25 protein-coding genes and 4 tRNA genes are annotated in these 25,874 nt (G+C 62.8%); 19 read left to right on the top strand and 10 right to left on the bottom strand.

Going from position 1 to position 25,874, the window contains the following annotated elements:
* Nucleotides 1–69 precede the first annotated feature (69 nt).
* The gene (locus QYQ98_RS06400) at nt 70–1,080 is read left to right on the top strand and encodes a prephenate dehydrogenase (RefSeq protein ID WP_302007711.1); all 1,011 of its coding nucleotides are present in this window, start codon (nt 70–72) and stop codon (nt 1,078–1,080) included.
* 97 nt (nt 1,081–1,177) lie between these two features.
* Here the strand turns inward: QYQ98_RS06400 and QYQ98_RS06395 are convergent.
* The 4 genes from QYQ98_RS06395 to QYQ98_RS06380 form a co-directional block, all read right to left on the bottom strand.
* Nucleotides 1,178–1,250: transfer RNA gene (locus tag QYQ98_RS06395), tRNA-Arg, on the bottom strand.
* Nucleotides 1,251–1,337: 87 nt separating this feature from the next.
* Nucleotides 1,338–2,699 (bottom strand): magnesium transporter, encoded by a 1,362-nt coding sequence (gene mgtE / locus QYQ98_RS06390; RefSeq protein ID WP_302006060.1) that lies wholly within the window; start codon nt 2,697–2,699, stop codon nt 1,338–1,340.
* 120 nt (nt 2,700–2,819) lie between these two features.
* Nucleotides 2,820–2,895: transfer RNA gene (locus tag QYQ98_RS06385), tRNA-Arg, on the bottom strand.
* A gap of 1 nt (nt 2,896) precedes the next feature.
* Nucleotides 2,897–2,986 (bottom strand) — tRNA-Ser (locus QYQ98_RS06380).
* Nucleotides 2,987–3,063: 77 nt separating this feature from the next.
* On the opposite strand from QYQ98_RS06380, the gene hisC reads away from it, so the two are divergent.
* The 8 genes from hisC to QYQ98_RS06340 all read left to right on the top strand — a co-directional run bounded on the left by hisC (nt 3,064) and on the right by QYQ98_RS06340 (nt 7,057).
* Nucleotides 3,064–4,089, top strand: coding sequence for a histidinol-phosphate transaminase (gene hisC / locus QYQ98_RS06375; protein WP_302006059.1), 1,026 nt, complete (start codon nt 3,064–3,066; stop codon nt 4,087–4,089).
* A 354-nt stretch (nt 4,090–4,443) separates the two neighbouring features.
* On the top strand, nt 4,444–4,734 hold the full coding sequence (locus QYQ98_RS06370) for a hypothetical protein (RefSeq protein WP_302006058.1): 291 nt from the start codon (nt 4,444–4,446) through the stop codon (nt 4,732–4,734).
* A gap of 154 nt (nt 4,735–4,888) precedes the next feature.
* Nucleotides 4,889–5,215 (top strand): hypothetical protein, encoded by a 327-nt coding sequence (locus tag QYQ98_RS06365; RefSeq protein ID WP_302006057.1) that lies wholly within the window; start codon nt 4,889–4,891, stop codon nt 5,213–5,215.
* Between the two features lie 7 nt (nt 5,216–5,222).
* Nucleotides 5,223–5,789: an ATP-binding cassette domain-containing protein gene (locus QYQ98_RS06360; protein WP_302006056.1), complete on the top strand. Its 567-nt coding sequence runs from the start codon at nt 5,223–5,225 to the stop codon at nt 5,787–5,789.
* Nucleotides 5,770–5,958, top strand: a complete 189-nt coding sequence (locus QYQ98_RS06355) for a hypothetical protein (RefSeq protein ID WP_302006055.1) — start codon at nt 5,770–5,772, stop codon at nt 5,956–5,958. Before QYQ98_RS06360 ends, QYQ98_RS06355 begins: the two co-directional genes overlap by 20 nt.
* An 11-nt stretch (nt 5,959–5,969) precedes the next feature.
* Complete coding sequence (locus QYQ98_RS06350) at nt 5,970–6,170, top strand: trypsin-like serine protease (protein ID WP_302006054.1); 201 nt, start codon at nt 5,970–5,972, stop codon at nt 6,168–6,170.
* Between the two features lie 28 nt (nt 6,171–6,198).
* Nucleotides 6,199–6,627, top strand: coding sequence for a hypothetical protein (locus QYQ98_RS06345; RefSeq protein ID WP_302006053.1), 429 nt, complete (start codon nt 6,199–6,201; stop codon nt 6,625–6,627).
* 49 nt (nt 6,628–6,676) lie between these two features.
* Nucleotides 6,677–7,057 (top strand): phage holin family protein, encoded by a 381-nt coding sequence (locus QYQ98_RS06340; RefSeq protein WP_302006052.1) that lies wholly within the window; start codon nt 6,677–6,679, stop codon nt 7,055–7,057.
* Between the two features lie 149 nt (nt 7,058–7,206).
* On the opposite strand, the gene QYQ98_RS06335 is transcribed toward QYQ98_RS06340, so the two are convergent.
* Together QYQ98_RS06335 and QYQ98_RS06330 are read right to left on the bottom strand one after the other, a co-directional pair.
* Nucleotides 7,207–7,291: transfer RNA gene (locus tag QYQ98_RS06335), tRNA-Ser, on the bottom strand.
* 158 nt (nt 7,292–7,449) lie between these two features.
* Nucleotides 7,450–8,700, bottom strand: a complete 1,251-nt coding sequence (locus QYQ98_RS06330) for an aminotransferase class V-fold PLP-dependent enzyme (protein WP_302006051.1) — start codon at nt 8,698–8,700, stop codon at nt 7,450–7,452.
* A 154-nt stretch (nt 8,701–8,854) separates the two neighbouring features.
* On the opposite strand from QYQ98_RS06330, the gene QYQ98_RS06325 reads away from it, so the two are divergent.
* On the top strand, nt 8,855–9,703 hold the full coding sequence (locus QYQ98_RS06325) for an ABC transporter permease (RefSeq protein ID WP_302007709.1): 849 nt from the start codon (nt 8,855–8,857) through the stop codon (nt 9,701–9,703).
* A 38-nt stretch (nt 9,704–9,741) separates the two neighbouring features.
* Nucleotides 9,742–10,542: an ABC transporter ATP-binding protein gene (locus QYQ98_RS06320; RefSeq protein WP_302006050.1), complete on the top strand. Its 801-nt coding sequence runs from the start codon at nt 9,742–9,744 to the stop codon at nt 10,540–10,542.
* A gap of 190 nt (nt 10,543–10,732) precedes the next feature.
* Here the strand turns inward: QYQ98_RS06320 and QYQ98_RS06315 are convergent, their stop codons facing one another.
* On the bottom strand, nt 10,733–11,485 hold the full coding sequence (locus QYQ98_RS06315) for a hypothetical protein (protein ID WP_302006049.1): 753 nt from the start codon (nt 11,483–11,485) through the stop codon (nt 10,733–10,735).
* Between the two features lie 328 nt (nt 11,486–11,813).
* Here QYQ98_RS06315 and QYQ98_RS06310 point away from each other — a divergent pair, with 328 nt between their 5' ends.
* Nucleotides 11,814–12,752 (top strand): glycosyltransferase, encoded by a 939-nt coding sequence (locus QYQ98_RS06310; protein ID WP_302006048.1) that lies wholly within the window; start codon nt 11,814–11,816, stop codon nt 12,750–12,752.
* 9 nt (nt 12,753–12,761) lie between these two features.
* On the opposite strand, the gene QYQ98_RS06305 is transcribed toward QYQ98_RS06310, so the two are convergent.
* Genes QYQ98_RS06305 through QYQ98_RS06295 form a run of 3 tightly spaced genes read right to left on the bottom strand, consistent with a single transcriptional unit; the run spans nt 12,762 to nt 14,701 of the window.
* Nucleotides 12,762–13,220, bottom strand: coding sequence for a GtrA family protein (locus QYQ98_RS06305; protein WP_302006047.1), 459 nt, complete (start codon nt 13,218–13,220; stop codon nt 12,762–12,764).
* Nucleotides 13,221–13,226: 6 nt separating this feature from the next.
* On the bottom strand, nt 13,227–14,156 hold the full coding sequence (locus tag QYQ98_RS06300; protein ID WP_302006046.1) for a hypothetical protein: 930 nt from the start codon (nt 14,154–14,156) through the stop codon (nt 13,227–13,229).
* A gap of 29 nt (nt 14,157–14,185) precedes the next feature.
* Nucleotides 14,186–14,701, bottom strand: coding sequence for a hypothetical protein (locus tag QYQ98_RS06295; protein WP_302006045.1), 516 nt, complete (start codon nt 14,699–14,701; stop codon nt 14,186–14,188).
* 35 nt (nt 14,702–14,736) lie between these two features.
* On the opposite strand from QYQ98_RS06295, the gene QYQ98_RS06290 reads away from it, so the two are divergent.
* The 7 genes from QYQ98_RS06290 (at nt 14,737) to QYQ98_RS06260 (ending at nt 25,847) form a co-directional block, all read left to right on the top strand.
* Nucleotides 14,737–14,967: a hypothetical protein gene (locus QYQ98_RS06290; RefSeq protein ID WP_302007708.1), complete on the top strand. Its 231-nt coding sequence runs from the start codon at nt 14,737–14,739 to the stop codon at nt 14,965–14,967.
* Nucleotides 14,968–15,086: 119 nt separating this feature from the next.
* Nucleotides 15,087–16,502 carry an FAD-binding oxidoreductase gene (locus tag QYQ98_RS06285; RefSeq protein WP_302006044.1) on the top strand — a complete coding sequence of 472 codons (1,416 nt, stop codon included), beginning with the start codon at nt 15,087–15,089 and terminating at the stop codon, nt 16,500–16,502.
* 61 nt (nt 16,503–16,563) lie between these two features.
* Nucleotides 16,564–17,328 carry a decaprenylphospho-beta-D-erythro-pentofuranosid-2-ulose 2-reductase gene (locus QYQ98_RS06280; RefSeq protein WP_302006043.1) on the top strand — a complete coding sequence of 255 codons (765 nt, stop codon included), beginning with the start codon at nt 16,564–16,566 and terminating at the stop codon, nt 17,326–17,328.
* A gap of 38 nt (nt 17,329–17,366) precedes the next feature.
* Nucleotides 17,367–19,370 (top strand): galactan 5-O-arabinofuranosyltransferase, encoded by a 2,004-nt coding sequence (locus QYQ98_RS06275; RefSeq protein WP_302006042.1) that lies wholly within the window; start codon nt 17,367–17,369, stop codon nt 19,368–19,370.
* Between the two features lie 38 nt (nt 19,371–19,408).
* Nucleotides 19,409–22,927 carry an arabinosyltransferase domain-containing protein gene (locus tag QYQ98_RS06270; protein ID WP_302007707.1) on the top strand — a complete coding sequence of 1,173 codons (3,519 nt, stop codon included), beginning with the start codon at nt 19,409–19,411 and terminating at the stop codon, nt 22,925–22,927.
* Between the two features lie 80 nt (nt 22,928–23,007).
* Nucleotides 23,008–24,936, top strand: a complete 1,929-nt coding sequence (locus QYQ98_RS06265) for a M13 family metallopeptidase (RefSeq protein WP_302006041.1) — start codon at nt 23,008–23,010, stop codon at nt 24,934–24,936.
* Nucleotides 24,933–25,847 carry a hypothetical protein gene (locus QYQ98_RS06260; protein WP_302006040.1) on the top strand — a complete coding sequence of 305 codons (915 nt, stop codon included), beginning with the start codon at nt 24,933–24,935 and terminating at the stop codon, nt 25,845–25,847. The genes QYQ98_RS06265 and QYQ98_RS06260 overlap by 4 nt, the downstream gene beginning before the upstream one ends.
* Nucleotides 25,848–25,874: the final 27 nt, after the last annotated feature.

Raw genomic sequence — 25,874 nt, 5'->3', positions numbered from 1 at the left:
AGGGTGATTGAGCAACACCGTACGACAGGCAACCCGGGGTCCATCGCACGCTTCGGGGGGCGGCGCACACTGCCCACCACCTGCATCATCGGGCTGGGGCTCATCGGCGGCTCCATCATGCGCGACCTCTCCGCCGCGGGGCTGCCCGTGTACGGCTACAACCACTCGCGCTCCGGCACCCGCACCGCCAGCCGCGAAGGCTTCGACGTCTCCGATGATCTCTCGCGCGTGCTCTCCCGCGCATCCTCTGACCGTGCGCTCATCATCATCGCTGTGCCCATGCACGCCGTGGAGGATGTCCTAGACTCCATCGCCATGTACGCACCGAACTGCGGTGTGACCGACGTGGTCAGCGTGAAAAAACCTGTCGACGAGCTGATCAAAGCCCGCGGCATGCAGCTGCGCTACGTCGGCGGCCACCCGATGTCCGGCACAGAGGACTCCGGCTGGGGAGCATCCCGCGAAGGCCTATTCACCCGTGCCGCCTGGGCAATCACGTACGACTACGCGATCGAGTGCGACGAGGCCGGTCGCCGAGTCCCCAACGATTGGGTGGACTTGTTCGGCCAGGTCTGCGAGCTTGCCCGCGTGTGCGGCGCCGAGGCCGTGCCCGTGTCCGTGGACACGCACGACGAGGCCGTCGCCCGTGTGTCGCACCTGCCCCACGTCTTGGCGGAAGCACTGGCGATCGTCGGCGACCGCGGCGGAACTCTCGCCCAATCCTTGGCCGCCGGGTCCTTCCGCGGCGCGACACGGGTCGCCGGCACCGAGCCCGAATTGGTCCGAGCCATGTGCGAGACCAATGCCGATGCCGTGGTGAAGACCCTGGACGAAATCATCCCTCTGCTGCAGGAAGCCCGGGAGTCCTTGGCCGCGCCCGAACCCGATATCGAGCAGCTTGCCGGCGCAGGCTACCGTGCCGTCACCCGCATGGGTGCGCGCAAGGGAGCCCGCGCAGAATCCGTGTCCCCCGTCAAGATCTCCTCGCGGCCTGTCATGCGCATCCAGCTCGGCGCCGACGGGTGGGTGAAAGCTCTCCGCCAGACAGAATCGCTCGGCGGGCGCATCGACGTCTTCTGACGTCTCGGTGATGGGCCGGGCGACAAAGGCGGCCCCAGCAATAAAGCCCGCGATCCAGCCTGGCTGACAGGTCCTGGATCACGGGCTTTTGTGAACGTGCGCCCGGAGGGATTCGAACCCCCAACCTTCTGATCCGTAGTCAGATGCTCTATCCGTTGAGCTACGGGCGCGTGTTTTACAACGAGATGTAACGGTACACCACGATGAACAGCGGGCAAAATTTGCAGGTCACCGGGGCGCCAGTGCCGCCACGATGATCACAAACCGAGGATCGATGTGGCGATGAGGAAGTAGACGATCAGGCCCGTCGCATCACAGAAGGTGGAGATAAAGGGGTTGGAGAACACTGCCGGGTCCGCGCCGACTGTCTTGGCCACGATCGGCATCGCTCCACCCACTGTCGCCGACATCGTGCAGATGGACAGGAGGGTCAAACCGATTACCATGCCGATGTCGAAGCCGTAAACCAGTGTGGCTAGACCAAAGCCGAGGGTGCCCAACACAGCACCCAGCATCAGGCCCACCCGGACTTCGCGCCACATGACTTTGAGGACGTCGGACTTCTTGACGTCGCCAAGCGCCAATGCTCGCGTGACTGTGGTCGCCGCCTGGTTGCCCGTGTTCCCGCCGGTTCCTGTGAGCAGCGGGATGAAAAGGGAAAGCACCACGGCTTGCTCCATCTTCTCCTCGAAAATGTCCAAAACCTGGACGGTGAGGATCGCGGAGACAGCGAGGACCAAAAGCCACACGATGCGCGAGCGCACCAAGCTGGTCAGCGGGGTGGACAGGTACGGCTGTTTCAGGGATTCGGAGCCACCCTGGCGAGCGCTGTCCTCAGTATCCTCGCTCTCAACGATGTGCTGCGCCTCGTCGAACGTGAAAATGCCCACGAGGCGGTTGCCGGAATCCACCACGGGAATGGCCAACAGTGCGAGCGGGAGGAACCAGCGCGCAGTCTCCTCAGCGTCGGCGGTGGCGACGACCGACGGGGACTCCTCCAGCAGCTCCACCACCGGGATGTCACCCTCAGCCAAGAAGAGCCGACGCATTTTGACGATGCCGGTGAGCTGCTGGTTGCGGTCGATGACGGGCAGGGTGTACAGCGTCTCCAAATCTTCGTGCTGTTCGCGCAGCAGATCACGTACCTCGTGCGCTGTCATCTCCCCGTAAATCTCGGGAATCTCGGGGGACATGACTCGGCCAACTGTCCCTTTCTCGTACCCGAGAACGGCGTTCGTATTCTCCTTATCCTTTTCGCCTAGGTCTTTGAGCAGGCGTTCGGCGACGGGGCCCGGAAGCTCGTCGAGAAGCATGACGCGGTCTTCCGCGCCCATGTCCTCGAAAAAATTTCCCACGCTGTCGCTACCCAGCGCGCGCACCATATCCGCCTGGTGGCGCGGATCGAGCGCGTCGAATACCGCCCCTGCGCGCTCCGGCGGCAAAAGGCGGAACAGGACAGCACCGCGCTTGACCGGCGAGTGCTCGATGAGCCGGATGATGTCGCTGAGCTTGGCATCCTCGAGTAAGCCGGAGATTTCCTCCGCACGGTCGCCCCGCAAGCGGGTCTCCACGAGTTTCTCCAGTTCCACGAGGGCATCGCGCTGCTTCGTTGTCGTCATGGCGACCTCTTTCCTCCAGTGCACGCTATATCCGTTCACCGAATCTACTTCACGGTGCGGCCCAAGCCACTAAACGAAAAGAGAAACCGGCGAGACAACGCTCTGACCGGCGAAAATGAATGGTGCGCCCGGAGGGATTCGAACCCCCAACCTTCTGATCCGTAGTCAGATGCTCTATCCGTTGAGCTACGGGCGCATGGCGGAGATGACAGGATTTGAACCTGCGGACCTCGTGAAAGGTCAACTCCTTAGCAGGGAGCCCCAATCGGCCACTCTGGCACATCTCCATAGCCTTGTTACACACTACCCACAACCGGGCAGCCGGACAAAAACCTGGGCGCGGGCAGGAATAGACTCTATATGCATGATTCGCCGCGATCTCGACGACATTCCCGCATACGTTCCAAGCAAGAGCGATCCGGACGCGCTCAAACTGTCTTCTAACGAAGCTCCGGAGGGCCCGTTGCCGTCAGCTGTGGCCGCGATGGAAGCTGCTGCGCGAGGGGCGAACAGGTACCCGGACATGGCGTCGACCGCGCTGCGTCAGGCACTCGCCAGCCACTTAGGGGTCGAGATGGAAAACGTCACCGTTGGCTGCGGCTCCTCCGCGTTGTGCCAGCAGCTCGTCCAGGCAACGTCTAGGGCGGAGAACAACGTTATTTTCCCGTGGCGCAGCTTCGAGGCGTACCCGATTTTTTGCCAGGTTGTGGGAGCAAAACCACGCCCGGTTCCCCTTCTCGCCGACGGCAAGCACGATCTAGAAAGCATGCTTTCGCTTATCGACGCTTCCACCTCGCTCATCTTCCTTTGCTCCCCCAACAACCCCAGCGGTCAGGTAATCACCCGCTCCGAATTCACGGCGTTCATGGACCGCGTCCCCGACCATGTCACCGTGGCACTGGATGAGGCATATGTGGAGTACAACCGCGACCCCGCGGCTGTGGAGGGCCGCACTGTATTCCGCGACTATCCCAATCTTGTGTGCTTGCGCACTTTCTCCAAGGCGTACGGTTTGGCCGGTGCCCGCGTCGGATACGCATTCGGCGCCGCGAACCTCATCCAGGCGTTGGACAAGATGGGCATCCCTTTCCAGGTCAGCGCCGTCGCTCAAGCCGGGGCGATCGCATCCCTGGAGCATTCCGAGGAACTTCTCGCCCGTGTGGAAGACACCGTCGGCGCGCGCGACGTGGTCGCGGACGGCATCGGCGCACTGCACTCTCAGGCCAACTTTGTGTGGTTGCCGGACGTGGATTCCGCCGACCTTGCCCGGCAGCTGGCAACCCGTGGGATCCTTGTCCGCGCCTTCCCCGAGGGCTTGCGCGTCACTGTGACAAACCGTGAGGATGCTGAAGAATTCCTGTCGGCGTGGGAAGCTATTTCCCAACCATAATTTTCCCTCCTTAGCTTGCGATCCCTGCAGATGAGGGCCGTTAGGGATGTGCCAACTACCGCCCGAAACCGCATAACGGATTGATGACATCCAGATAATGCATCAGCAACTTGATCGATGTAGCTGTTGAAAGCCGAAACGGAGCCCCCTAGCGTCGTCGGCGAACGCGGTGCACACCACCGAGGAACGTTCCACAACGAGCCTTCGACTGCGAATTCTCGGCAGTCTCCTGAAGTCTCAGGCGGATGATCGCGAAAGACCGACCCCGTTCACCTTCCTCACTCATTCACTTTCACTTCGAGACTGCCGAGCGCGCCACCCGCGCGGTCTTCCCTACCTCGGAAAGGATTGTCAATGCCCAAGTTCAAAGCACGTACCGCCATCGCAGCACTCGGCGCTATAGGCGCCGCAGCCATCTCCCCGGCCATCGCAGCAGCAGCCACCAACGCCCCCTCGACTGCTGTCCTGACCTCAGAGCAGGCCCAGGCAGTGGAGAGCGAAAACTACGGCTTCTGGAGCGAGGTCGGAGGCGGAGCAGCCAGGGTGCCGCCACCGGTGCGGCGGGCGGCTGCGCTACCGGTGCCGTTGATCACTTCACCGATGGCGACTAAGGCGAACGAAGTATCTCTTCTCTTCAACGTGTAGTTCGTGCTTCCAGCGATAACTTATGCTCAAAGCTTCGTCGGAAGCACGAGCACACCCGCAAGATTGGCTATCTTGGCCTTAGCCCATCCCTATCGCACAACTAATCCGTTAATTCTTCGATGAACTTCTCGAGACAGTTAGCTAGGAGAAAACCATGCAAACAACCCAGTTCACAACGTCGCTGAATATCGACGAGATCAAGAGTCGCCTATCCCCACTCGACAACTTCAAGATCGAGGAGGAAGAAGACAACACCATGACCGTCAAGGTGGGAAGCCTGTTCAAGTACAAGATGATTGGCGTTTATCTCACCGACAACTATCAGGCCCCATTGAGCATTGCCGTCCAGGAATCCACCGACAGCAATGCCCCCACGACCGTGCAGGTCTCAGCACGCAGCTACGAACTGATTGACGCAAAAAAGGCTTCCGACTTCTTCGAACGTGGCTTCACAGAGGTCCGTGAGCTTTTGGAAGCATGACGAGACTATGGGTGACACAGTCCGGTTTCTTCAGGGCGCAAACGTAGGGCACAATGGGCGCGCTCTGCTGACAGATGTCGACCTTGAGCTGCAGGCCGGCACCGTCACACGCCTCGTCGGCGCCAATGGTGTCGGAAAATCCACGCTCATTGACTCTGCTTTAGGGCTCCTGCCACTCGTCGACGGCACCTGGCAGTACCCCCACCAACCGGGCTCCCCCAGCTACCAGCGCGAAATCGGTTACATGCCTAGTACGGTTCCGGGCTACCCCAACCTCACGCTCAGGCAGTGGCTCGACCTTGTGGCCACTGGGTTCTCCATTCCCTCCAGCGACGTGAAGGCGACGTCGGAGGACCTCGGCGGCCGGGGCGACCCAAAGACGCTGCTAGCCAACCTCTCATCGGGCAACCGAAAGAAGTCCCTCTTCGTGCCCGTCATTTCCATTCCCCGAAGTGCCATTTTCCTCGACGAGCCGTTCGAAGAAGTGGACCTTTACGGTTACCGCGGGGCACTGCGGCCCCGAGGGCGCCGAAGTCAGAGAAGGGGACAAGGTCGTGGGCACCATCACCAATAACTATCTTGTCGATGGAGCGGGGGCAGATGTCGCGCTCATCGACCTCGACGACAACTACGACACCGAGGCTCTCCCAGATTCCACCGCATTCGCCTGCACTGAGACCCCGGACACCACGGATGGCGTGATCATGGACGGGCCTTCTCCGGCGAGCAAGCCGGCGCAGTAGTCTCCGAGAAAGTGCATAAGGAGGCCAGCGCGTTCGGAGAGAAATACACGGTCGAATACGTGCTCACCGATAACGAATCCGAACGCGGCGACTCCGGGGCTCCCGTCGTCACCGATACCGGTTGCCTCGCAGGAATCCTCAACGGAGGAAACGGCGAGTACTCCGCCCTGACATTCCTGCCCGAAGACATCCTCGATGATGCCGGGCTCTAACCGGCCAGAAACCGCTAGGATTGCGGGCATGAAGCTCAATTACTCCCTCACCTCCGGTTTCGCTTCGGGCGACGGCGCTACGCCGACCCGCGACAACGTCTCGTCCTGGATCGCATGGGCCCCTGTGCAGGCCGCGGAGTTCACCGCAAACACCACGTTGGGCACCACGTTCTACCTCACCCCGCGCGCAATTCCCCAGCTCACCGAGGACACCCTTCTCCTCGGTGTCCCTGTCGGGGAAGTGGGCATCGATATCGATGCGTCTCTCGACCCGCAACAGCTCTCCTACACCGGCGGCGCGAGCGCGACCGTCGAAGCTCCCCGCCCGGTCGAGCTCGACGCGGTTCGCGTCGTTGCGGCGAAGAGCGGCCCTGCTCGTCGAAAAGCACAAAACGCGCTTATCGACGCCCCCGGCGAACGCCAATTCCACATCATGCACGAACTTTTTGAGCAATAATTAGTTGCGCAATTACTTCTCCTTAGTTGGAATTAGAAAGGATAATTTCATGCGTTTCGCAATCGATGTAGTCATGACGGCCCTTGCCCTGTGGCTGGTCACCCTGATCGTCCCCGGGGTGGAAATCATGGGCGGGGTCGGCGCGTTCATCTGGGTCGCGCTCGTGTTCATGTTCGTGAACGCATTCATTTCCCCGGTGGTGAAGCTGATCAGTCTCCCCCTGACAATTCTCACCCTTGGCCTGTTCTCTCTGTTGGTGAACACCTTGCTGTTCTCGATCGTGGGTTGGATCTCCGACGGCCTGGGCAACGGCCTCGCCATCAGCGGTTTCTGGGCCGCGTTCTTCGGCGCTATCGTGATGGCGATTGCCAGCTGGATCGTCGAAGCCGTGTTCAAGGCTGCCGGCATCGGCTCCTCTGCCTCGGTGTAACGCGGCCGCTCGACCCCAATAGCTCTGCCTGCTCCCGCCCTGCGCGGGGTGCAGGCTTTTCGCTGTTTTACACCTATTGACTAGACCTCGGCTGGTAGCCGGTTCATGGCCGAACAGATCGTCCGCCACTTGTGATATGAGCTGACCTGCGGAGACGGCGGGATTTGAACCCGCGGAGGTGTGACCCTCGCTGGTTTTCAAGACCAGTGCATTCGGCCGCTCTGCCACGTCTCCCCGCCGCACACGAATGTGCGACTCACTTACTCTACAACACCGCGCATCCTGGCCTGCCAACGAGCGGAACGGCAAAACAGCGAAACAGGCGGAATGAGCAGAGCGGGGCAGAATGAGCGGCACCCACACGAGGCACACCAGCCCGAACTCGCAGGCCTCTAAGCCAGTGACGCCACAACTCGGATAAGTTGCTCCACATCGCCTTCCGTGTTGAAGGGCCCCAGGCCGACAGTCACCGCACCGCCCATTTCCTCGATGCCCATCTCGGCGAACAACAATGTCGCCTGCTGCGGAGTGGTCAAGGTTGTCACGATGCCATTGTCGAAGAGACGCTCGTACACCGTCGACGCCGGCACGCCCTGTACACCGAAGGTCAAACGCGGCAGGCGGTCGTTGCTGGCCTCAGAAGCCGCCTCACCAGTCACACCAAGGATGTGCACCGCGGGGAGTGTCCCCAGGAAGGTGTACAGGTCATCGCGCAGCCCGTCTAAATAAACAGTCATCTGCTCCATCGACCGCGTCAAACGTGCACGACGAGTGGTGCGCCCAGCCTGTTCAGGGACCAGATCCGCCACGTGATCGACCAGTGCCGCGGCACCTCCAGCCAACGCCGGCGAGATATCCAGAGACAGTTTTTCCGCCCCGCTCACACGCGGATCCCCGTTCAAGGCTTCCAAGCGTTTGAACATCGCAGTGTCGCGCACGACCAGAGCCGCCAAGTGGGGGCCGCCCAACGCGCCGAGGTCGAGACCGACCACATCGGCACCCCACGCGTCGAAATCCACCGCGTGGTACGGCGCATACGCTGTGGCATCCACCACCACCCACGCACGTGAACGCTCCCGCACCTGATCGACGATCTGGGAAACAGGAGCCACCGTTCCCAGAAGAGGATGGGCGGCGGGAAGGGAGACGAGGCGGGTCGAGCCGTCGATAAGCTGCCCGTATTGCCACGCAGGAAGCTCGCCCGTCCCCAAATCCACGTGAGCCGTGCGGACTGTAGCCGGCGCTCGGCGAACAGCTGCCATCAACGCGGGATCATCGAGCGCGCTCACCACAAACGACGAGTCGTAACGGAACATTGGGCGCATCCCCGTCACCAACGCCGCATACAGCACAGGAAGACTTGGCCCGAGCACAACACGCTCCGCCGACGCCCCCACCAAGTCCGCGACCGCATGGCGTGCCGACGCCACAAACGTCTCCCCCTCCGGACGCCCCCACGCCCGCCGCGAATGCGACCCCGCATTCACCTCCGGCGCCGCCACCGCCGTCGCCATACGGAACGACCGCGCCACTGCCGCCGACACGCGCTCCGGGACCTGCGGGCAATCATGCGCGTTGAGGTACGTCCAGCCATCCGAAAGAGAGGTGTAAAGCCCGCGCACGCTGGCGACATCGTAAGCCACGCCGAAGCTCCCTTCCGGACGAAATCAAAGTGTGAGGCTATTGAACACCACCCACGCCACAAGCAACAAGTATGCCTGCACAACTTGGCACTCGCAGGGCACTAGGGTGGAACGAGTGCAGGACAACGAACAGCTGCTTGCCGACGTCTCCCGCATGACCTCGGCGGCCCACGATCACACCCCCGCATCCACGTCCGCGACCCTCAGCGCAGCCGCCTCCGACCTCGCCCGCGGGTGGGGACAGCACGAGCTATGGCTCCAACTCGGTTGGCAGGACATCAAACAGCGTTACCGCCGCTCGACGCTTGGACCGCTTTGGATCACCATCGCGACCGGGGTCATGTCCCTAGCACTCGGCCTGTTGTACTCGATGCTGTTCCAGATCTCCGTCCGCGAATTCCTCCCGCACGTCACCGTCGGATTCATCGTGTGGGGCTTCATCTCCGGGTGCATCAAGGACGGCGCGAACGTCTTCATCGAGAACGAAGGCTTGATCAAGCAACTTCCCTCAGCCCTGTCAGTGCACGTGTACCGCCTTGTGTGGCGCCAACTGCTGTTCTTCGCCCACAACATGGTCATCTGGCTGCTGCTCGTTCTCGTGTTCCGCATTGAGCTCGGATGGAACATCCTGCTGTTCATTCCTGCGCTCGCCCTGATGATCATCAACGGCGTGTGGGTGACCATGCTCTTCGGCATCATCGCCACCCGCTTCCGCGACGTTGCTCCCCTGCTCGAAGCGCTCGTCCAGCTGCTGTTCTATGTCACACCGATTGTCTGGACCACCAAGACCCTGCGCGAACAAGGCGGCGAGGTGGCCCAGCGCGCCCGCATCGCCGAACTCAACCCGCTCTACCACTACCTAGAAGTCGTGCGCGCACCGCTCATTGGCGAAGAGCTCGCGCTCTACCACTGGTGGGTAGTGCTGGCCGGTACGGTGATCGGCCTGTTACTAGCCCTGCTGGCCATGAAACGCTGGCGCTTCCGCGTCCCGTACTGGGTTTAACCTCAATTCTTGAATCAGGTGTAAACAAGGAGTTCACCATGGTTTCCATTGACACCTACAACGCCTGCGTCGACTTCCCCATTTTCGACGCCAAGTCACGCTCCTTGAAGAAAGCGGTGATGAGTTCCGCCGGCGGCGCCATCGGAAAAAACGCCTCCAACACCGTCGTTGTGGAGGCGCTCCGCGACATCAACCTGCACCTGCGGGAAGGCGACCGCGTAGGACTCGTCGGCCACAACGGTGCCGGCAAGTCCACGTTGTTGCGCTTGTTGAGCGGGATCTACGAACCGACCCGCGGCGTTGCCGACGTCCGTGGTCGAGTCGCACCCGTGTTTGACCTCGGCGTGGGCATGGACCCGGAAATTTCCGGCTACGAGAACATCATCATCCGCGGCCTGTTCCTCGGCCAGACCCGGAAGCAGATGAAAGCCAAGATGGACGAGATCGCCGAGTTCTCCGAGCTCGGCGACTATCTAGCCATGCCCTTGCGCACCTACTCCACCGGCATGCGTGTCCGCTTGGCACTCGGGGTGGTCACCTCCATCGAGCCTGAGATCCTTCTTCTCGATGAAGGCATCGGCGCCGTCGACGCCGCCTTCATGGCCAAAGCCCGCGTCCGCCTCGCCGAACTAGTCAAGCGCTCCGGCATCCTCGTCTTCGCCAGCCACTCGAACGACTTCTTAGCGCAGCTGTGCAACACCGCGCTGTGGGTGGATAAGGGGGAGATCAGGCAAGCCGGTCTCGTCGACGAAGTAGTTGAAGCGTACGAAGGCCCCGAAGCCGGCGACTACGTCCGCGACCTTCTGACCCGCTTCGACGAGGACGATCCCGCCACCTAGGATGAGCCCGCCCACGCTCACCGGGATCCCCCCTACCCTAACCGCCGCTTGGGGCTTGGGTGGGTGGGGCCCGGGGGCGTCGATAAGCAGCTGGTGAATTTGTTTACATTTTCGGCAGTGCCTACCGTCGACTCAAAATGCCTCTACCTGCAACTATAAAGCGTCACGCATTCCTAGTTTGTAAACAAATTCACCGCTTGATCTTCACCAACCTTTCGAGATAGCGGGCACTGTCGAACAATGTTCCCGCAGTGAATCGAATGATCACCCAACCCTGCAAGGTGCTTTCGACGTTGATCCGTGAATCCCGATCTCGCTGCTTCCTCTGCAGATGGTGTTCCCCGTCGTACATGATCGCGATCTTGAGCTCCGTGATGGCCAAATCAAAAACCGTGACTATTTTGCCGTTAGCAACCAGAGGCACCTGTTCCGATAGCTCGACCCCAAGATCAGCGCAGATTCTGGAACAGATAAGTCGCATCTCCGTTTCCTTCGGCGAATCAGCGAGGGCGCTCGAGTGCGACATCAGCTTGAGCAGCCATCGCCGATTCACCCGTCCTTTCGACGCCATGACAACCTCGTCACAATGCAACCCCAGAAAACGTCTCACCGAGTCTAGGAGCTGGATCTCCTGAATCTCTTCGAGTGACCATGGCTCGATCCGCGGAACCACCCAAGCATGCGAATGTGCCCTCACTTCAGCAATTGCCTCAGCCGCGGCCAGTGCGGGTTCAGAAATGAGCAGAGGACGATCCTTGAAAAATACTGTCCACGTCTTGGTCCACCCGACCCGCGTTACCCGTGGTGTGAATTGGGTCGCCTGAACTGTCCGTTTCACAGGCCCGTGCAATGTGGTGTCGCAGCAGTCGGCGAAGAACCGTAACCCGAAAACTGCGAGCGCGCTCAGACCGCATATCGAATAGTGAGGATGCTCGAGTGCCATGGCGACGGCCCGTGCATCTGCGGGCGCTTCGTACACGATGCTGCAGGGGTGACTCGCTGATTCCCGGAACGCGAGCTCGCTAGGACGCAGCGCGTGCTCGGCAAGGTAGTGGCTCGACGAGATTCGAGCACCTACCACGTCATCCCGCAACGTATGAGTGTGGCGGAGCGCGACGTCCATCTTGTTCCGAAGAGAGACTGTCCTGGGCGCGACACGTTGAGGTTGCATATCTACTTAGACTGCATCCGAGCATCCTGCGGTTCCGTGTCGCACTCAGCCCGCCACTCCCAGCCCAGCCCGGTCGAGGCTGCGTGGCAGAATGGTGCGCATGAATTCCCCCGCAGAACGCCCACGCGCCGCCGCTGACGCAACGCTGAACCCGGCGGGAACGACGGCCGCGGTGATTGTGACGCACAAGCGTGTGGAGCTGCTCCGGCATTCCCTCGAACAGGTGGTGGGGCAGACTCACCCGGTGGATTGGGTGATTGTGGTGGACAACGGCCACGAAGCTGAGGTGAAAGACCTCCTCGAAGGGCTCGCGGGCGATAGGGCGGTGTACTTGGCATCGAAGACGAATCTCGGGGGCGCGGGCGGTTTCGCGTACGGCTTCTTGCACGCTTTAGCGCTCGGCGCGGACGCGATCTGGTGCGCGGACGATGACGGACGCCCGGCGGACGAGCATGTGCTGGCTACGCTCTACGAGGTCGCCCGCCGCGAGAAGCTGGCCGAGGTCTCCCCCGTCGTGTGCAATATCGACGACTCGGACCGTCTCGCTTTTCCCCTCCGCCAGGGCCTGGCTTGGCACCGCCGCCGGGAGGAGCTAGAGGGCGATTTCCTGCCGCAGTACGCGAGCCTGTTCAACGGTGCGTTAGTCAGCGCCACGGCGATGGAACGCATCGGTGTACCGGATTACCGCCTGTTCATCCGTGGCGATGAGGTGGAGTACCACCGACGCCTCGCCCAGTCGGGTCTGAAATACGGCACGGCGTTGACCACGGCGTACTTGCACCCCGATGGGTCGGCTGAGTTCCACCCGATCATGGGCGGCCGTGCTCACGCCCAGTGGCCGGACAACGAAACGAAGCGCTATTTCACCTACCGCAACCGCGGTTACATCATCAACCAACGTGGGATGCGGAAGATGAAGTTTCAGGAGTTGGTGCGTTTCGGCTGGTTCTTCCTCGTTCAGCGCCGCAGCCCGCGAGAGTTCAGGGAGTGGCTTACCCTATTGCGCATGGGTGCACAGGAAGACTTCCAGCGCCCCTAGCGCTCAGAACTACCGCGGCGGCTCGTTGACGACAACGCGGGTCGGCTCGCGGAAGATGAGCACGCGCTGGAGCACGAAGTTGGTCACGGTGGCCACGCCTTGCGCGATGACGAAGGACACCGCGTCTTTCCACGGGTTCACCAGGCCGAGGGCGATCAGGGGGTCGTTAGTCACCCAGTACAGGAAGGTCTGCACGCCGAGGGTGGACAGATACAGCACGAACACCGCGAGCGCGCGTTTGCCGGTGATTTTCGCCTGGAACGTGAACTTCGAGTTCAGCAGGTACGCGACGAGTGTTCCCAGGCACCACCCGATCACTTTCGCGGTCACACGCGTGAACCCGAAAGAATGGGTGAGCAGGTACGTCAGACCGAAATCGAGCACGGCGCAGAACACGCCGACGACAAGGAACCGCAGCAGCTGACTTTTCGCGCTGGTGGGCTGAGTCGTTTCAACCTTCGAAGACACGCCGGATTACTTTACCCGAAGCAGCGCGCGATAAAGGTCAAGCTTATCGACGGCCGACCTGCCCCCCGCCCCGTATCCCCCCACGGATGCGAGCCTGACCAGGGAGCCCGCGCATAGTTGGTGAATCTCATCGGCGCAGTAGGCGCTGCCGTCTTCCCTGGTTCGCCCCAAAGCTGCCATGGCGGATTCGACGACATCGTCGCTGCTGGCGTCGTCGACGAGGCATGACAGAGCGAGGACGGTGCACCAGAAGGCGTCTCGTGCCTCACCGGTGCGTTCGCGGGGCAAGGTGTTCAGGATGTGCACTTCGGAGGGTTCGAGCTCAGCGGGGCGGGCTAGGTCGAGTGCCTGCAGCAGGGGCACGAAGTCCATGTTCCGCGAGCGCGCGACCACATCCACCACCTCCGGGCGGGCAGTGGCCAGGACAGCTTCCACTGCTGACGGACCGAGGAGCTTCGCGTTGATGGCGGCGACGTCGAAAGGCTCACCCGCGAATTCCCCGGCACCGGCCACGCACAATGCGCGCGGCGTGGCATCGTCGCGCGGATAGACGTCAAGGAGGGAAAGGGTGAATTCCCACAAACCCCAGTGAAAAAACAGGGTGTCTCCGGGGGAACTGAGGTAATCGCCAATCGTTCCGGTGGTGTCCAAGCGGCCGGAGTCGGAGGCGGCGCGGGTGAACCGGCTCGGGGTGGGCGTGTCCCCCGGCACCGAAAACGCGGTGTGGAGTGCCCGTTGCACATCCTCGAGAGTGCTGTCGGAACTAAGGCCGATGTGGCGGAGCACGGTTTCGTCGGCAAGCGAAGTCGCGCACCGCACCAAAAGCGTGCTGGGGTTCTGGCGCGGTGCCCCGCGCAGGCGGGCGCGAGCGGCGTCAAGGTCGACGACAGACGCCACCTGTTGGCGGCTGCGCGGTCGATACAACGTGCTCGGCATGGGCCCCACCCTAGTGGCGCTAGTGCGGTTTAGCTGGCGGTGAATCGTGCCACGGCCTCCGAGCCAGCGAAAACCAGGGCACCGACGATGAGGCCGAGCAGCGTATTGGGGCGTTTCGCGCCGCGGCGGCGAAGGGCGCCGGCAAACTTGTTTTGCACCGCGATGCTCAGACGCGCCCCGCCGATGGTCAGTGCAAGAACGCCGCCAAGCAGCGCCCACGTTTTCGCCGGACTGCCGGTCTCAGCGGTGTGCTCCACACGGGCCGTGAGGTCGTTGCGCGGATCTTCGTCGAATGCGTTGAAAACGGCGACGGTTCCCGTGAACGCCGCGGCGACCGCTGCCCACGAAGCCAATCGCGCTGGCTTGGACCGCGCATAGTCCGGCACCGCTGTGAACGCCACAGCGAATGCCGCCTGGAGCAACCGGCCACCGGTGGTGTTGTCCAAGGCGTTGTAATCGATCCGGGTCTCCCCCGTCTGCTCCTGGACTGTCTCTGCCGTTGTGGGAGTCTGCTCCCCGGCGCGTTCCGTCTTTGGCTCTTCCATGCCACCACACTACTGCCGGAACAGCGGACCGTATGATGATCCGCATGGCCCACAACGACGATTCCCCACACATCGCGGCCCAACTCACGGATTTGCCGCTGGATGATTTCATGACTCGGCTCATCGCCCAGGAATTGCCGCTTCTGGATAGCACGAGCCGCTCCATCGTCTACGCCGAACTGCGCGAATACAAAGAATCGGGCAAGCCCCTGATCACTAGCCAGGAAGAGCTGCCGCAGCGGATCCGCGACATCATGGAGTTGTGATCCTCCTCGCTAATAGGCCCTAGTCGGGCATTTCCGCCCCATCGTTTTTCCGCCGCCGGGACTAGGCTGGCCGATAGTGCCCAAAACCAAGGCAACCGAAATCGATGGGGATGGAAGAGATGGAACTTCACACCACTACGAAATCGCTCTACGGCTGGGGCCGCACGGCTCCGTCCACCGCGCACGTCCTGGCTACGCCGGACGTGGACGTAATCAAGGAAGCTGTCCGCCAGGTCGCCGAGGACAACGCGACACTGCCGGAGAACCGGCGCCGCGGCGTCATCGCACGCGGCATGGGCCGCTCCTACGGCGACCCGGCTCAAAACGGCGGCGGGCTCGTCGTGGACATGCAGCCGCTGAACAAGATCCACGACATCGATGCCTCCACCGGCATCGTCGATGTCGAAGGCGGCGTGACGCTGGACCAGCTGATGAAGGCGGCGTTGCCGTACGGCCTGTGGGTCCCGGTGCTGCCGGGCACCCGGCAGGTGACCATCGGCGGTGCGATCGGCCCGGACATCCACGGCAAGAACCACCACTCCGCCGGCTCCTTCGGCGACCATGTTCTATCCATGGAATTGCTCGTTGCCGATGGCCGCGTCCTGCACCTCGAACCGGAAGGCTCCGCGGATGACCCGGACGGCACGCTGTTCTGGGCCACGGTCGGTGGCATGGGCCTGACCGGCATCATTCTCCGCGCGCGCATCCAGATGACGTTCACGGAGACCGCCTACTTCATTTCCGACACGGTGCGCACAAACACCTTGGACGAGACGATTGAGGAGCACTCCCACGGCCAGGAGGAGGGCTACACCTACTCCTCGGCATGGTTCGATGCGATCTCCGCTCCGCCGAAGACGGGCCGCTCCACGATTTCCCGCGGCTCGCTGGCCACGCTCGCGCAGCTGGAGGAGTTCGCGCCGAAGCTGGCCAAGAACCCGCTGAAGTTCTCGGCGCCACAGCTGATGACGGTGCCGGACATCTTCCCGTCGTGGACCATGAACAAGCTGACGCTCATGGCAATCGGTGAGGCCTACTACTTCATGGGCAAGCCCAGCAAGAACGACATTTTGAACCTGACGCAGTTCTACCAGCCGTTGGACATGATCGCGGAGTGGAACCGCGGCTACGGCCCGGCCGGCTTCCTCCAGTATCAGTTCGTCGTGCCCACCGATGCCGTCGAGCCGTTCAAGCAGATCATCTACGACATCCAGTCCTCCGGCCACTACACCGCCCTGAACGTGTTCAAGCTCTTCGGCGAGGGCAACCGCGCGCCGCTGTCCTACCCGATGCGCGGCTGGAACGTGTGCGTGGACTTCCCCATCCGCGACGGCCTGCACTCCCTCCTGGACCGCTTGGACGAGCAGGTCATGGAGTTCGGCGGCCGCCTCTACCTGGCCAAGGAATCCCGCACATCCGCCGAGAACTTCCACAAGATGTACCCGGAGATGGGCAGCTGGCTGGAGACCCGCCGCGCGATCGACCCGACCGGCGTCTTCGCCTCCGACATGTCCCGCCGACTGGAGCTCTCTTAGGTCGCTCAAGAGAAATCCGCTTACGAGATAACGAACTGAGAACAGGAAAAGGACAAACACCATGCTTAACGCAGTTGGACAGGCACAGAACATCCTTCTTCTCGGCGGGACGAGCGAGATCGGTCTCGCGATCGTCGATGAGCTCGCAGCTCGCGGCGGTTCCCCTACCGTGACACTCGCCGCGCGCAAGAACAGCCCGCGTATCGACGCAGCAGTCGAAGAGGTCACCAGCCACGGCGCCGGCGAGGTGCGTGTGCTGGACTTCGACGCCTTCGATACCGCCTCCCACCCGGCTGTCATCGAGGAGGCGTTCGCGCACGGCGATGTCGACGTGGCCATCGTGGCTTTTGGCACCCTGGGCGACCAGGAAGAGCTGTGGCAAAACCAGGAGGCCGCGGTCGCATCAGCACAGACGAACTTCACCGCCCCGGTGTCCGTGGGTGTGCTTCTCGGCCAGAAGCTCAAGGATCAGGGCCACGGCACCATCATCGCGATGAGCTCCGTGGCGGGCATGAAGGTGCGCCGCTCCAATTTCGTCTACGGCGCGACCAAGGCGGGAATGGACGGCTTTTACACCCAGCTCGGCGAGGCGCTGCGTGATTCTGGTGTCACCGTCACCGTCGTTCGGCCGGGCCAGGTCCGCACGAAGATGACGCAGGGGCTGGATGAGGCGCCGCTGACCGTCGATAAGCAGGATGTCGCGAAGGCTGCTGTGGCCGCGGCCCTCGACGGGAAGCCGAATGTGTTCGTGCACAAACTCTTCGGCCCGATCTCGCTCGTGCTCCAGCACATTCCTGCGCCGATCATGCGCCGCTTGAGCTTCTAATACAGGCAACGGCCCAACGCTGTGCGAAACTGTCAGGTATGACAGAGCACCTCACCGAGCAGCGCGAGCGGCAGTCAGGATCGACGATTGCGGAGCGCAAACGTGTCTCCGCACACGCACCAGATCGCTTATCGACGTCAGGCGCCCTGGTGCGTTTTGTCTGCGCCCTTCTCGGCGGCGCCGCATTCGCGCTCGTCTCCTGGTACATCCTGCATTCCGTCTCCCTGGCGGCGTTCAACGTCTCCATGCTCACCCGCGCCTTGGCAACAGCATGCTCCCTGCTGGTGATTGTGGCGGTGGCCGCACTGACCTGGCTGTGGCTGCGCGACGGTGACGGGCGCAGGCCCCGTTGGCGCGAAGTACTCACGGAGCTGGTGTGCACCCTGGCCCCCGCCGGGCTGGTGGTCTCCGCACTTGGCGTTCCTCTTTCGGCAACTAAGCTGTACCTCGACGGAATTCAGGTGGACCAAGGCTTCCGCACCCAGTTCCTGACCCGCATGGCGGAATCCGCCGCCAACCAGGACATGAACTACATCGACATGCCGACGTTCTATCCGCTGGGATGGTTCTGGCTCGGCGGGCGCATGTCGAACCTCCTTGGCATGCCGGGGTGGGAGGTGTACCAGCCGTGGGCGCTGATGTCACTGGCTGCGGCCGGCGCCGCGCTGGTGCCGGTATGGCGGAAACTTATCGGTTCCTTGCCTGTGGCCACCGCGATTGCCCTCGCCACCACGGCGATCTGCTTGACCATGGTGCCGGATGAGCCTTATGCCGCGATCGTGGCCATGGGCGTGCCCGCCGCCGCTGTAATGGGGTGCCGCGCGATGCGGGGTTCGTGGGAATCCACTATCGCGCTGACTGTCTTCCTGGGCGTTTCCGCCTGCTTCTACACGCTCTATACCGGCATTGTGGCGTTGATGATGGTCACGTTCGCCGTCATCGCCATGGTTGCCCGGCCGCGCGGGCAACGGTGGTGGGTGCCGCTGCGCCAACTGGCTGTGATGGGTTTCGGGTCCATCGCCATCGCTTTGGTGGCGTGGGCCCCCTACATCACAGGTCTGCTGACCAGCCCCGAGGCCGTCAAGTCGACTGCGCAGCACTTTCTCCCGTCTGAGGGAACGACGATCCCGATGCCGTTCTTCGAGCTCAGTGCTGTCGGTGCCCTCAGCCTGCTCGGCCTCATTTACATCGTCGCACGCTTCCGCGAACCGGAAATCACGTACCTCGCTCTCGCGGTGAGCGTCTGCTACGCCTGGGTTTTCGGCTCCATGGTGATAGCGCTCGCTGGCACGACCTTGCTAGGTTTCCGCGTGGAAGTGCTCATCGCGCTTCTTTTGTCCACTACCGGCATTTTCGCTATCGCCGACCTGCGTCTCGCCGGCGTGGAATTTCTGTATCCGGACAGGCTGAACGAACGCGGCAACCGTACCGTCACCGCCCTGTTCGTGGTGCTGCTTGCCGCTGGCGCGCTGGCGTACATCCAGCAGATCCCGGACGAGAACGAGAGCTTCATCGATCAGGCCTACACTAGCACCGACGGCAACGGGGAACGCGCGGACCGGCGCGAATCCGACGTGGGCCGCTATTACATCGAGATGAATGACTTCATTCAGGACCAGGGGTACGAGCCGGCCGACACCGTCTTGCTCACCGACGAGATCAACTTCATGGTCTACCACCCGTACCACGGGTTCAATGCATTCACGAGCCACTACGCCAATCCGTTGGGCGAGTTCGAGGCACGCAGTGAGGCCATCGCTTCTTGGGCGCGCGGCTCCTTCCGCGAACTATCGGACCCCGCAGAATTCACAAAAGCCATCGACGAGACAAACGAGAGGTGGCGCTCACCCGATGTGTTCATCCTGCGCGGCAGCGAGACGGACCCGGATGAGCCGTGGAAGACGCACATCGCCCACGACATCTTCCCCAGCCAGCCGAACGTCCACTACGAGGCGCTGTTCTTCAACCCGAAGGCATTCGATTCCGCCGACTGGACCACCCAGCAATTCGGTCCGTTTGTGGTGGTGGTCCGCAACAAGTGAACAAGCAGCAGAAAGTAGAATCACAGGCCGTGAGCAAAGTGAAGGCGAAGACCAATGACACGTCAGTCGCGGGCAGTACCCGCGTCGAGGCCGTCCCGCAAAGAAGTCCCCGCACACTGACCCGCACGGCGATACTCTCGGGCGCGTTGGCGTTCCTGTTCTTCGTGCTCACGCCGCTGCTTCCGGTGAAGCAAATCCAGTCGTCCTTCGACTGGCCCCAGAACGGATCGCTGAATTCGGTGAACGCCCCGTTGATCTCGTTGGCGCCGGAGTCGTTGGACGTGACCATCCCGCTGAGCGCCACTGACAAGCTGAATCCGGGCCAGACGAATGTGCTGTCGACGCTGCCGTCGGACTCGACCGAGGCACTGGACCGAGGCCTTTTTGTCATTGTCCCTGAGGACGGTGGGCTGACGGTCTCCTCCCTCAACGAAGTCATTTTCGAGCTTACCCCCGCGGAGTTGGAGAAGGCGCTCAAAGACGACAACAGCGCACTGCACCTCACGGTCACGGGCGACGGCGTCACAGTCGAGGTCCCGGGCACAGATTTCGCCGAAAAAACCGATGAGGACATGCGCCCCCAGCTCACGGGCATCTACACGGAGCTTGCGGGAGACGAGGCGCAAGCACTTATCGACGCCGGCCTCACCGCCCACATTGACATCAACTCCCGTTTTACCTCCCACCCCTCGGTGGTGAAATGGCTGGCCATGATCGCGGGCACGATTTCTGCGCTGGTAGCGCTGTGGTCCCTGGCGCGCCTGGACCTGCTCGACGGCCGGAAGATTCGTCCGCTGCGTGCCGAGTGGCGCTCGTTCACCCCGCTGGATGCTGTGGTCGTGGGTCTGCTGCTGTTCTGGCACTTCTTCGGTGCGAACACGTCGGACGACGGCTTCCTGCTCACTATGGCGCGCGTGGCCAACGACTCTGACTATATGGCCAATTACTACCGCTGGTACGGCGTGCCCGAATCGCCGTTCGGTGCCCCGTTCTACAACCTGCTGTCGCTGCTGGCGAAGGTAAGTACGGCCTCGGCGTGGATGCGCATCCCGACGCTGCTGTCCGGCATTGCCATTTGGTGGGTGCTCTCGCGGGAGATCCTGCCGCGGCTGGGCGAGAGCATTGCCACCCGGCGCGTCGCGTACTGGACGGCAGCGTTCATGTTCTTGGCGTTCTGGATGCCCTACGACAACGGCCTGCGCCCCGAACCGATCATCGCCCTGGGCACGATAGTCACCTGGGCGTCGTTCGAGAGCGCGATCGCTTCACGTCGGCTGCTGCCCGCCGCGCTGGGCACCGTCTTCGCCGCGTTCACGTTGGCCTGCGGCCCCACCGGATTGACCACTGTGGGTGTGTTCTTGGTGTGTCTGCCCGAGCTGCTGCGCATTGTGCGGGAACGCACCGCCTATGCGCCGGCCGGAGCGTATGTCCTGCCATTTTTGGGCTTGGGCTTCGCAGTGATGATCCCGGTCTTCCACGACCAGACCCTCGCTGCCGTGCTGGAAGCCACGTCCGTGCGCTCCGAAGTCGGCCCGGCGCTCGAGTGGTACAACGAGTACGTCCGCTACACCACGCTCTTTGAAGCGACAGTCGACGGGTCGCTCACCCGCAGATACGCGATGTTCGCGCTGCTGTTATGCCTGGGCCTGATGCTGTGGAGCATGTCCCGCTTCGGAAAAGTGCACGGTGCTGAAAAGGCGCCGACGAAGCGCCTGCTGGCCATCTTCGCGCTGTCCATGTTCTTCCTCATGTTCACCCCAACGAAGTGGACCCACCACTTCGGCATTTACGCCGGCATTGCCGGTGCCGCCGCCGCGCTCGGAGCAGTGGTTCTGGCGCAGATCGCCGCGCGCTCCGCCCGAGCACGCACATTCTCCTTGGCAGCGGTGATGTTCCTCTTGGCCGTCTCCTTGGCCGGTTGGAACGCCTGGTGGTACGTGTCGTCCTTCGCTGTCCCGTGGTGGGATAAGACCGTCCAGCTCAAGGGCGTGGAAGCAAGCACGGTCATGCTCGGGCTCTGTCTCATCACCGTCATCGTGGGTGTATTCCAGTCTCTGCGCTACAACCAGCGCCGCGCTGAAGCCGAAGAGGCGGGCGTTGTCAAGAAATTCGAGGCTGCAGAGGCAGCAGAAGGCACACGCTTTGCCAAGATGATGACAGCCCCGATCGCGGTGGCTTCGATCCTGATGGTCGCGGTCTCTTGCCTGACCTTCATCAAATCCTTCGTCGACCAGGCACCGGCCTATTCCGTGGGCATGGGCAACGTCCGCTCGCTGAAGGGAAACACCTGCCAGATGAGCAGCGACGTACTCCTGGAGACGGACACGAACGACTCCTTCCTCACCCCGGTCGATGGGGTCCCGCTGGGCAGATCCCTCGAGTCCGGCACTGTCCGCGGCTTCCACCCAGAGGGCGTTCCGGCCTACATCGATTCCGGGAACGAGGGGTCCGCGAGCGTCGGTGCGATCGGCAACACCGCAGCCGCGAACAACAACTCGTCGAGCTCCGCAAACTCGGCTAACGCCGCGAATGCCGCCAACTCTGCGGATACCGCCAACTCTGCGAAAACGGATTCGGCCGCCGCGGACTCCCCCGCGGCTGAGACCGCGACCGGCTCCAACACGCAGGGCGACGACGTCACGTCCGACACTGTCCAGTCCACCAGCCGCGCGGGAACACAGGGCAACCGCTCCACCGACCGGGTGGGCATCAACGGCTCCACCGTACGCCTCCCGTTCGACCTGGACTACAACCGCATTCCCGTGCTGGGCACCTTCGAGGAGGAAGCGCAAACGTCCTCTGAGATCACCACTGCCTGGTTCGAGCTCCCCGAGGCAACAGAGGAAGCCCCGCTGCTGGTCGCCTCCGTCGCGGGCCGCATAGCGCACCACGACATCAACGGCGAAGAGAAGGAAGGGCAAACCCTCAAACTCGAATACGGCACACGCAACGAGGGCGGCTCTGTCACCAACATCGGCGATGTCGAAATGTTGGACCCCGGCCCCACCGGCAAGTGGCGCAACCTCCGCTACCCCATCGAGGATCTGCCGGAAGAGGCGAACGTGGTGCGCCTGGTAGGCGAGGACATCAACCTCGACCCGTACGAGTGGATGGCGCTCACCCCACTGCGCAACCCCACCCTGGAGCACATCACCGATGTCTTCGACTCCGACACCCCGGGCCTGCTCGACTGGCCGGTAGCCCTGCAGTTCCCGTGCCACCGCACGTTCAACCACTACGCAGGTGTCACCGAGATCCCGCAGTTCCGCATCGCGCCGGACGCCCCAGGCAAGGAGCAGCTAAGTGGCTTCCAGGACTTCCTGGGCGGCGGTGCCATGTCCACAGCGGAGGCGGTGAATTACGCCTACGAAATGCCGGGCTACCTAGACAAGGACTGGCACCGTGACTGGGGTTCTGCCTACCGCTACCTTCTGCGCACGAACTCACTCGGGGAGGAACCGGCGCTCGCCGACATCACCCACGAAGAAATAACCCGGTCCGGCTGGTGGAAGCCATCGGACATGAAGATCCGCAACCCGAACGAGAAGAAGGACTAGCGGATTACATCCGCTGACACCCAGGGACCACCGGGGGACCGAGCGCTCGGTCCCCCGGTGGTTCACTACAGTGGGGTGCCATGAAGGACCTTTACCGACTTGTGAACGGACCCTGGCTGGAAAGCCACGTCATCCCCGACGACCGCGGGGTGGACGGTACATTCCACAGTCTGCGCGACCGCGCCGAGGAAGACGTGCATGAACTCGTCGAAAAGGGGTCCGGCCGCGCCAGCGACCTGTATGCCTCGTTCATGGACACCGTAGCGGTCAACGCGGCAGGCATGAGACCGCTGGAGGAGGACTTCGCCCTGCTCAGCGTTGGTAGCATCGACGAGCTCGCCCACAACTTGGGTGTGCTCGATCGCCGCGGTGTCTCCGGGCCGCTCAGCTACTGGGTGGAGAAGGATTCTGGCGGCGACATCGCCGTGCCGTACCTCATCCAGTCCGGACTCGGTCTTCCCGACGAGGCCTACTACCGCGACCCGGCCCACGCCGAGACACTGAAGAAATACCGCGCGCACGTTGAGCGCATGCTCAGCTTCCTCGACCCATCCCGCCTTTTCGGTTTAAGCGCTGCCACGGCAGCCGAGCGGATCGTGGAGACCGAGAAGCAGATCGCGCACAGCCACTGGGACGTTGTGGCCAGCCGCGATGCGATGAAAACATACAACCCGAAACAGCTCAGTGATCTGCCCGCCATCATCCAGACGCTGCTGCGCGGCTCCGGGCTTACCGACGGCCGCGTCGTGGACATGATGCCGTCTTACACCCAAGACCTGTCGAAGATGCTGCGCGCGGAGACCCTCCCCGACTGGCAGCTGTGGGCGACATGGCACATCCTCATCTCCCGCGCCGGCGTGCTTCCCGAAGAGGTCGGCGCCGCCAATTTTGAGTTCTACGGCACAGTTTTGTCCGGTGCAACCCAGCAGCGCGACCGCTGGAAGCGCGGCATCGCCCTCGCGGAGGGGCTGGTGGGGGAAGACATGGGTAAGGAGTTCGTCGATAAGCACTTCTCGCCGGAAGCGAAAGACGAGATGCTGAAGCTCGTCGATTACCTTGTCGCCGCCTACCGTGAGCGCATTGGCGCGCTCGAGTGGATGTCGCCCGAGACCCGCGAACGCGCGCTGGAGAAGCTCTCGCAGTTCCGCGCGAAGATCGGCTACCCGGACACGTGGCGCTCCTTCGACGGCCTCGAGTTCTCCCGCGACGGGAAGGACCTCGTAGCCAACGTGCGCGCGGGCGCTGAATTCGAGCACGATTACCAGGTGTCCAAGATCGGCAAACCCGCCGACCGCAACGAATGGGTGACCACCCCGCAGACCGTCAACGCGTTCTACAACCCGGTGGTCAACGACATCACTTTCCCCGCCGCGATCCTGCGCCCGCCGTTCTTCGACATCGATGCTGACGCCGCGGAGAATTTCGGGGCGATCGGTGCCGTCATCGGCCACGAAATCGGCCACGGCTTCGACGACCAGGGCTCGCGTTACGACGGCACGGGCAACCTCAACTCCTGGTGGACCGACGAGGACCGCGAACGCTTCGAGGAGCTGACCAGCAAATTGGTGAAGCAGTACAGCGGCCTTGTCCCCCACGTCCTCGAAGGCCGCGACACCGCGGGCGTGAACGGCGAGTTCACCCTCGGCGAGAACATCGGCGACCTTGGCGGACTAGGCATCGCCGTCGTCGCGTACAGGAATTACCTCGCGGACAAGCAGCTTGACGACGGCCCGTCCCTCCCCTTCGACACCGACGGCTCCTCGGAGGAACTGTCCGGCCAAGAATTCACCGGCCTGCAGCGCCTCTTCCTCTCGTGGGCCCGGATCTGGCGCACCGCCATCCGCCCCGAAATGGCTGAGCAGTACTTGGCCATCGACCCGCACTCCCCCGCTGAGTTCCGCTGCAACGTCATCGCCGGGAACATCGCCGAGTTCTACGAAGCCTTCCCCGACGTCAACGAGGGTTCCGCGATGTGGGTCGCCCCGGACGATCGTGTGGTGATCTGGTGACAGATTCCGCCGCCTCCGATCCCGCTTTCCCCGTCGACTCCGCATCCTCCAGCCACGCGCACACACCGGGTGCCAGCCACGCCGCCGCCCAAGAGCGTATGCGCCACATTCCGGAGCAGATCGAACCGGACGGTCCCCTGCCACAAGGCGGCGCCGGCGACGCGTATCCGGTCAACGAGCAGCACTTGGAGAACTTCAACGTCGGCGGTGTCGGGCGCTCCCTTCCGCCAGAGCAGCAGCTGGGGCAGCTGGTCTCCTACATGGAGTCCAGCTACCCGGTGCCGGACGCCTCAGACCATGATGCGCTCGACCGCTATCTCGCAGCACTGCCCGACCGGGTGACGCACGCTGCGATGCTGATGCTCGGCTCCGGGCTCGACCACACCATGCCCGGTGTCGCGTACGGCATCGGTGTCGGTATCCAGGAACTTCCCGAGATCGGAGCATGCCTTTTCACCCCGTCCGGCACCTCCGAACCGTCCGGCCGGTGGGCCGTGTCCGTCCACCCGGGCTTCGGCCCCCGCGCCTTGGAGCTGTACTGGCGCCCCCTCCTCGCAGCAGTCGCGCAGCTTTCCGGCACCACGATTGTGGACGTGGACAACCCGGACCCCGATTCGGTGGCGGGCGCACTCGACTTCATCTCCGCCCAGAACCCCACGGAGACCGCGAAGACCACGAAGACTGCAAAGACCGCAGTCCTGGCCTCGGCTGCGGATGAGCAGGCACGGGCTGCCGCCGACCAGCACACGGCAGAGTTCGTCGATGCGGCTCCTTTCCTGCGGCCCTGCGGGGGCTACGTGTCTGCCAGCATCGACGCGGACAACGAGGCAGGGGGCAGACTGGGCATCATCGCCACCCCGGAGGAATTCCGCCGCATCGCTCGCGAAACCGCTCAGGCTCTTAGCGGATAAACTGCGCGGGGGCTGGGCAGTGTCAGA

It is taken from the genome of Corynebacterium sp. P3-F1 (genome assembly GCF_030503635.1).
GTDB lineage: Bacteria > Actinomycetota > Actinomycetes > Mycobacteriales > Mycobacteriaceae > Corynebacterium.
Note: the sequence above shows the minus strand (reverse complement) of the source record. Positions and strands in the feature narration are given on the sequence as shown.

Excerpts from the sequence above, each read along its gene's own strand:
- mgtE (WP_302006060.1), bottom strand. The coding sequence starts at position 2,699 with ATGACGACAACGAAGCAGCGCGATGCCCTCGTGGAACTGGAGAAACTC.
- hisC (WP_302006059.1), top strand. The coding sequence starts at position 3,064 with ATGATTCGCCGCGATCTCGACGACATTCCCGCATACGTTCCAAGCAAG.
- QYQ98_RS06370 (WP_302006058.1), top strand. The coding sequence starts at position 4,444 with ATGCCCAAGTTCAAAGCACGTACCGCCATCGCAGCACTCGGCGCTATA.
- QYQ98_RS06365 (WP_302006057.1), top strand. The coding sequence starts at position 4,889 with ATGCAAACAACCCAGTTCACAACGTCGCTGAATATCGACGAGATCAAG.
- QYQ98_RS06360 (WP_302006056.1), top strand. The coding sequence starts at position 5,223 with ATGGGTGACACAGTCCGGTTTCTTCAGGGCGCAAACGTAGGGCACAAT.
- QYQ98_RS06345 (WP_302006053.1), top strand. The coding sequence starts at position 6,199 with ATGAAGCTCAATTACTCCCTCACCTCCGGTTTCGCTTCGGGCGACGGC.
- QYQ98_RS06340 (WP_302006052.1), top strand. The coding sequence starts at position 6,677 with ATGCGTTTCGCAATCGATGTAGTCATGACGGCCCTTGCCCTGTGGCTG.
- QYQ98_RS06325 (WP_302007709.1), top strand. The coding sequence starts at position 8,855 with ATGACCTCGGCGGCCCACGATCACACCCCCGCATCCACGTCCGCGACC.
- QYQ98_RS06320 (WP_302006050.1), top strand. The coding sequence starts at position 9,742 with ATGGTTTCCATTGACACCTACAACGCCTGCGTCGACTTCCCCATTTTC.
- QYQ98_RS06315 (WP_302006049.1), bottom strand. The coding sequence starts at position 11,485 with ATGGCACTCGAGCATCCTCACTATTCGATATGCGGTCTGAGCGCGCTC.
- QYQ98_RS06310 (WP_302006048.1), top strand. The coding sequence starts at position 11,814 with ATGAATTCCCCCGCAGAACGCCCACGCGCCGCCGCTGACGCAACGCTG.
- QYQ98_RS06300 (WP_302006046.1), bottom strand. The coding sequence starts at position 14,156 with ATGCCGAGCACGTTGTATCGACCGCGCAGCCGCCAACAGGTGGCGTCT.
- QYQ98_RS06295 (WP_302006045.1), bottom strand. The coding sequence starts at position 14,701 with ATGGAAGAGCCAAAGACGGAACGCGCCGGGGAGCAGACTCCCACAACG.
- QYQ98_RS06290 (WP_302007708.1), top strand. The coding sequence starts at position 14,737 with ATGATCCGCATGGCCCACAACGACGATTCCCCACACATCGCGGCCCAA.
- QYQ98_RS06285 (WP_302006044.1), top strand. The coding sequence starts at position 15,087 with ATGGAACTTCACACCACTACGAAATCGCTCTACGGCTGGGGCCGCACG.
- QYQ98_RS06280 (WP_302006043.1), top strand. The coding sequence starts at position 16,564 with ATGCTTAACGCAGTTGGACAGGCACAGAACATCCTTCTTCTCGGCGGG.
- QYQ98_RS06275 (WP_302006042.1), top strand. The coding sequence starts at position 17,367 with ATGACAGAGCACCTCACCGAGCAGCGCGAGCGGCAGTCAGGATCGACG.
- QYQ98_RS06265 (WP_302006041.1), top strand. The coding sequence starts at position 23,008 with ATGAAGGACCTTTACCGACTTGTGAACGGACCCTGGCTGGAAAGCCAC.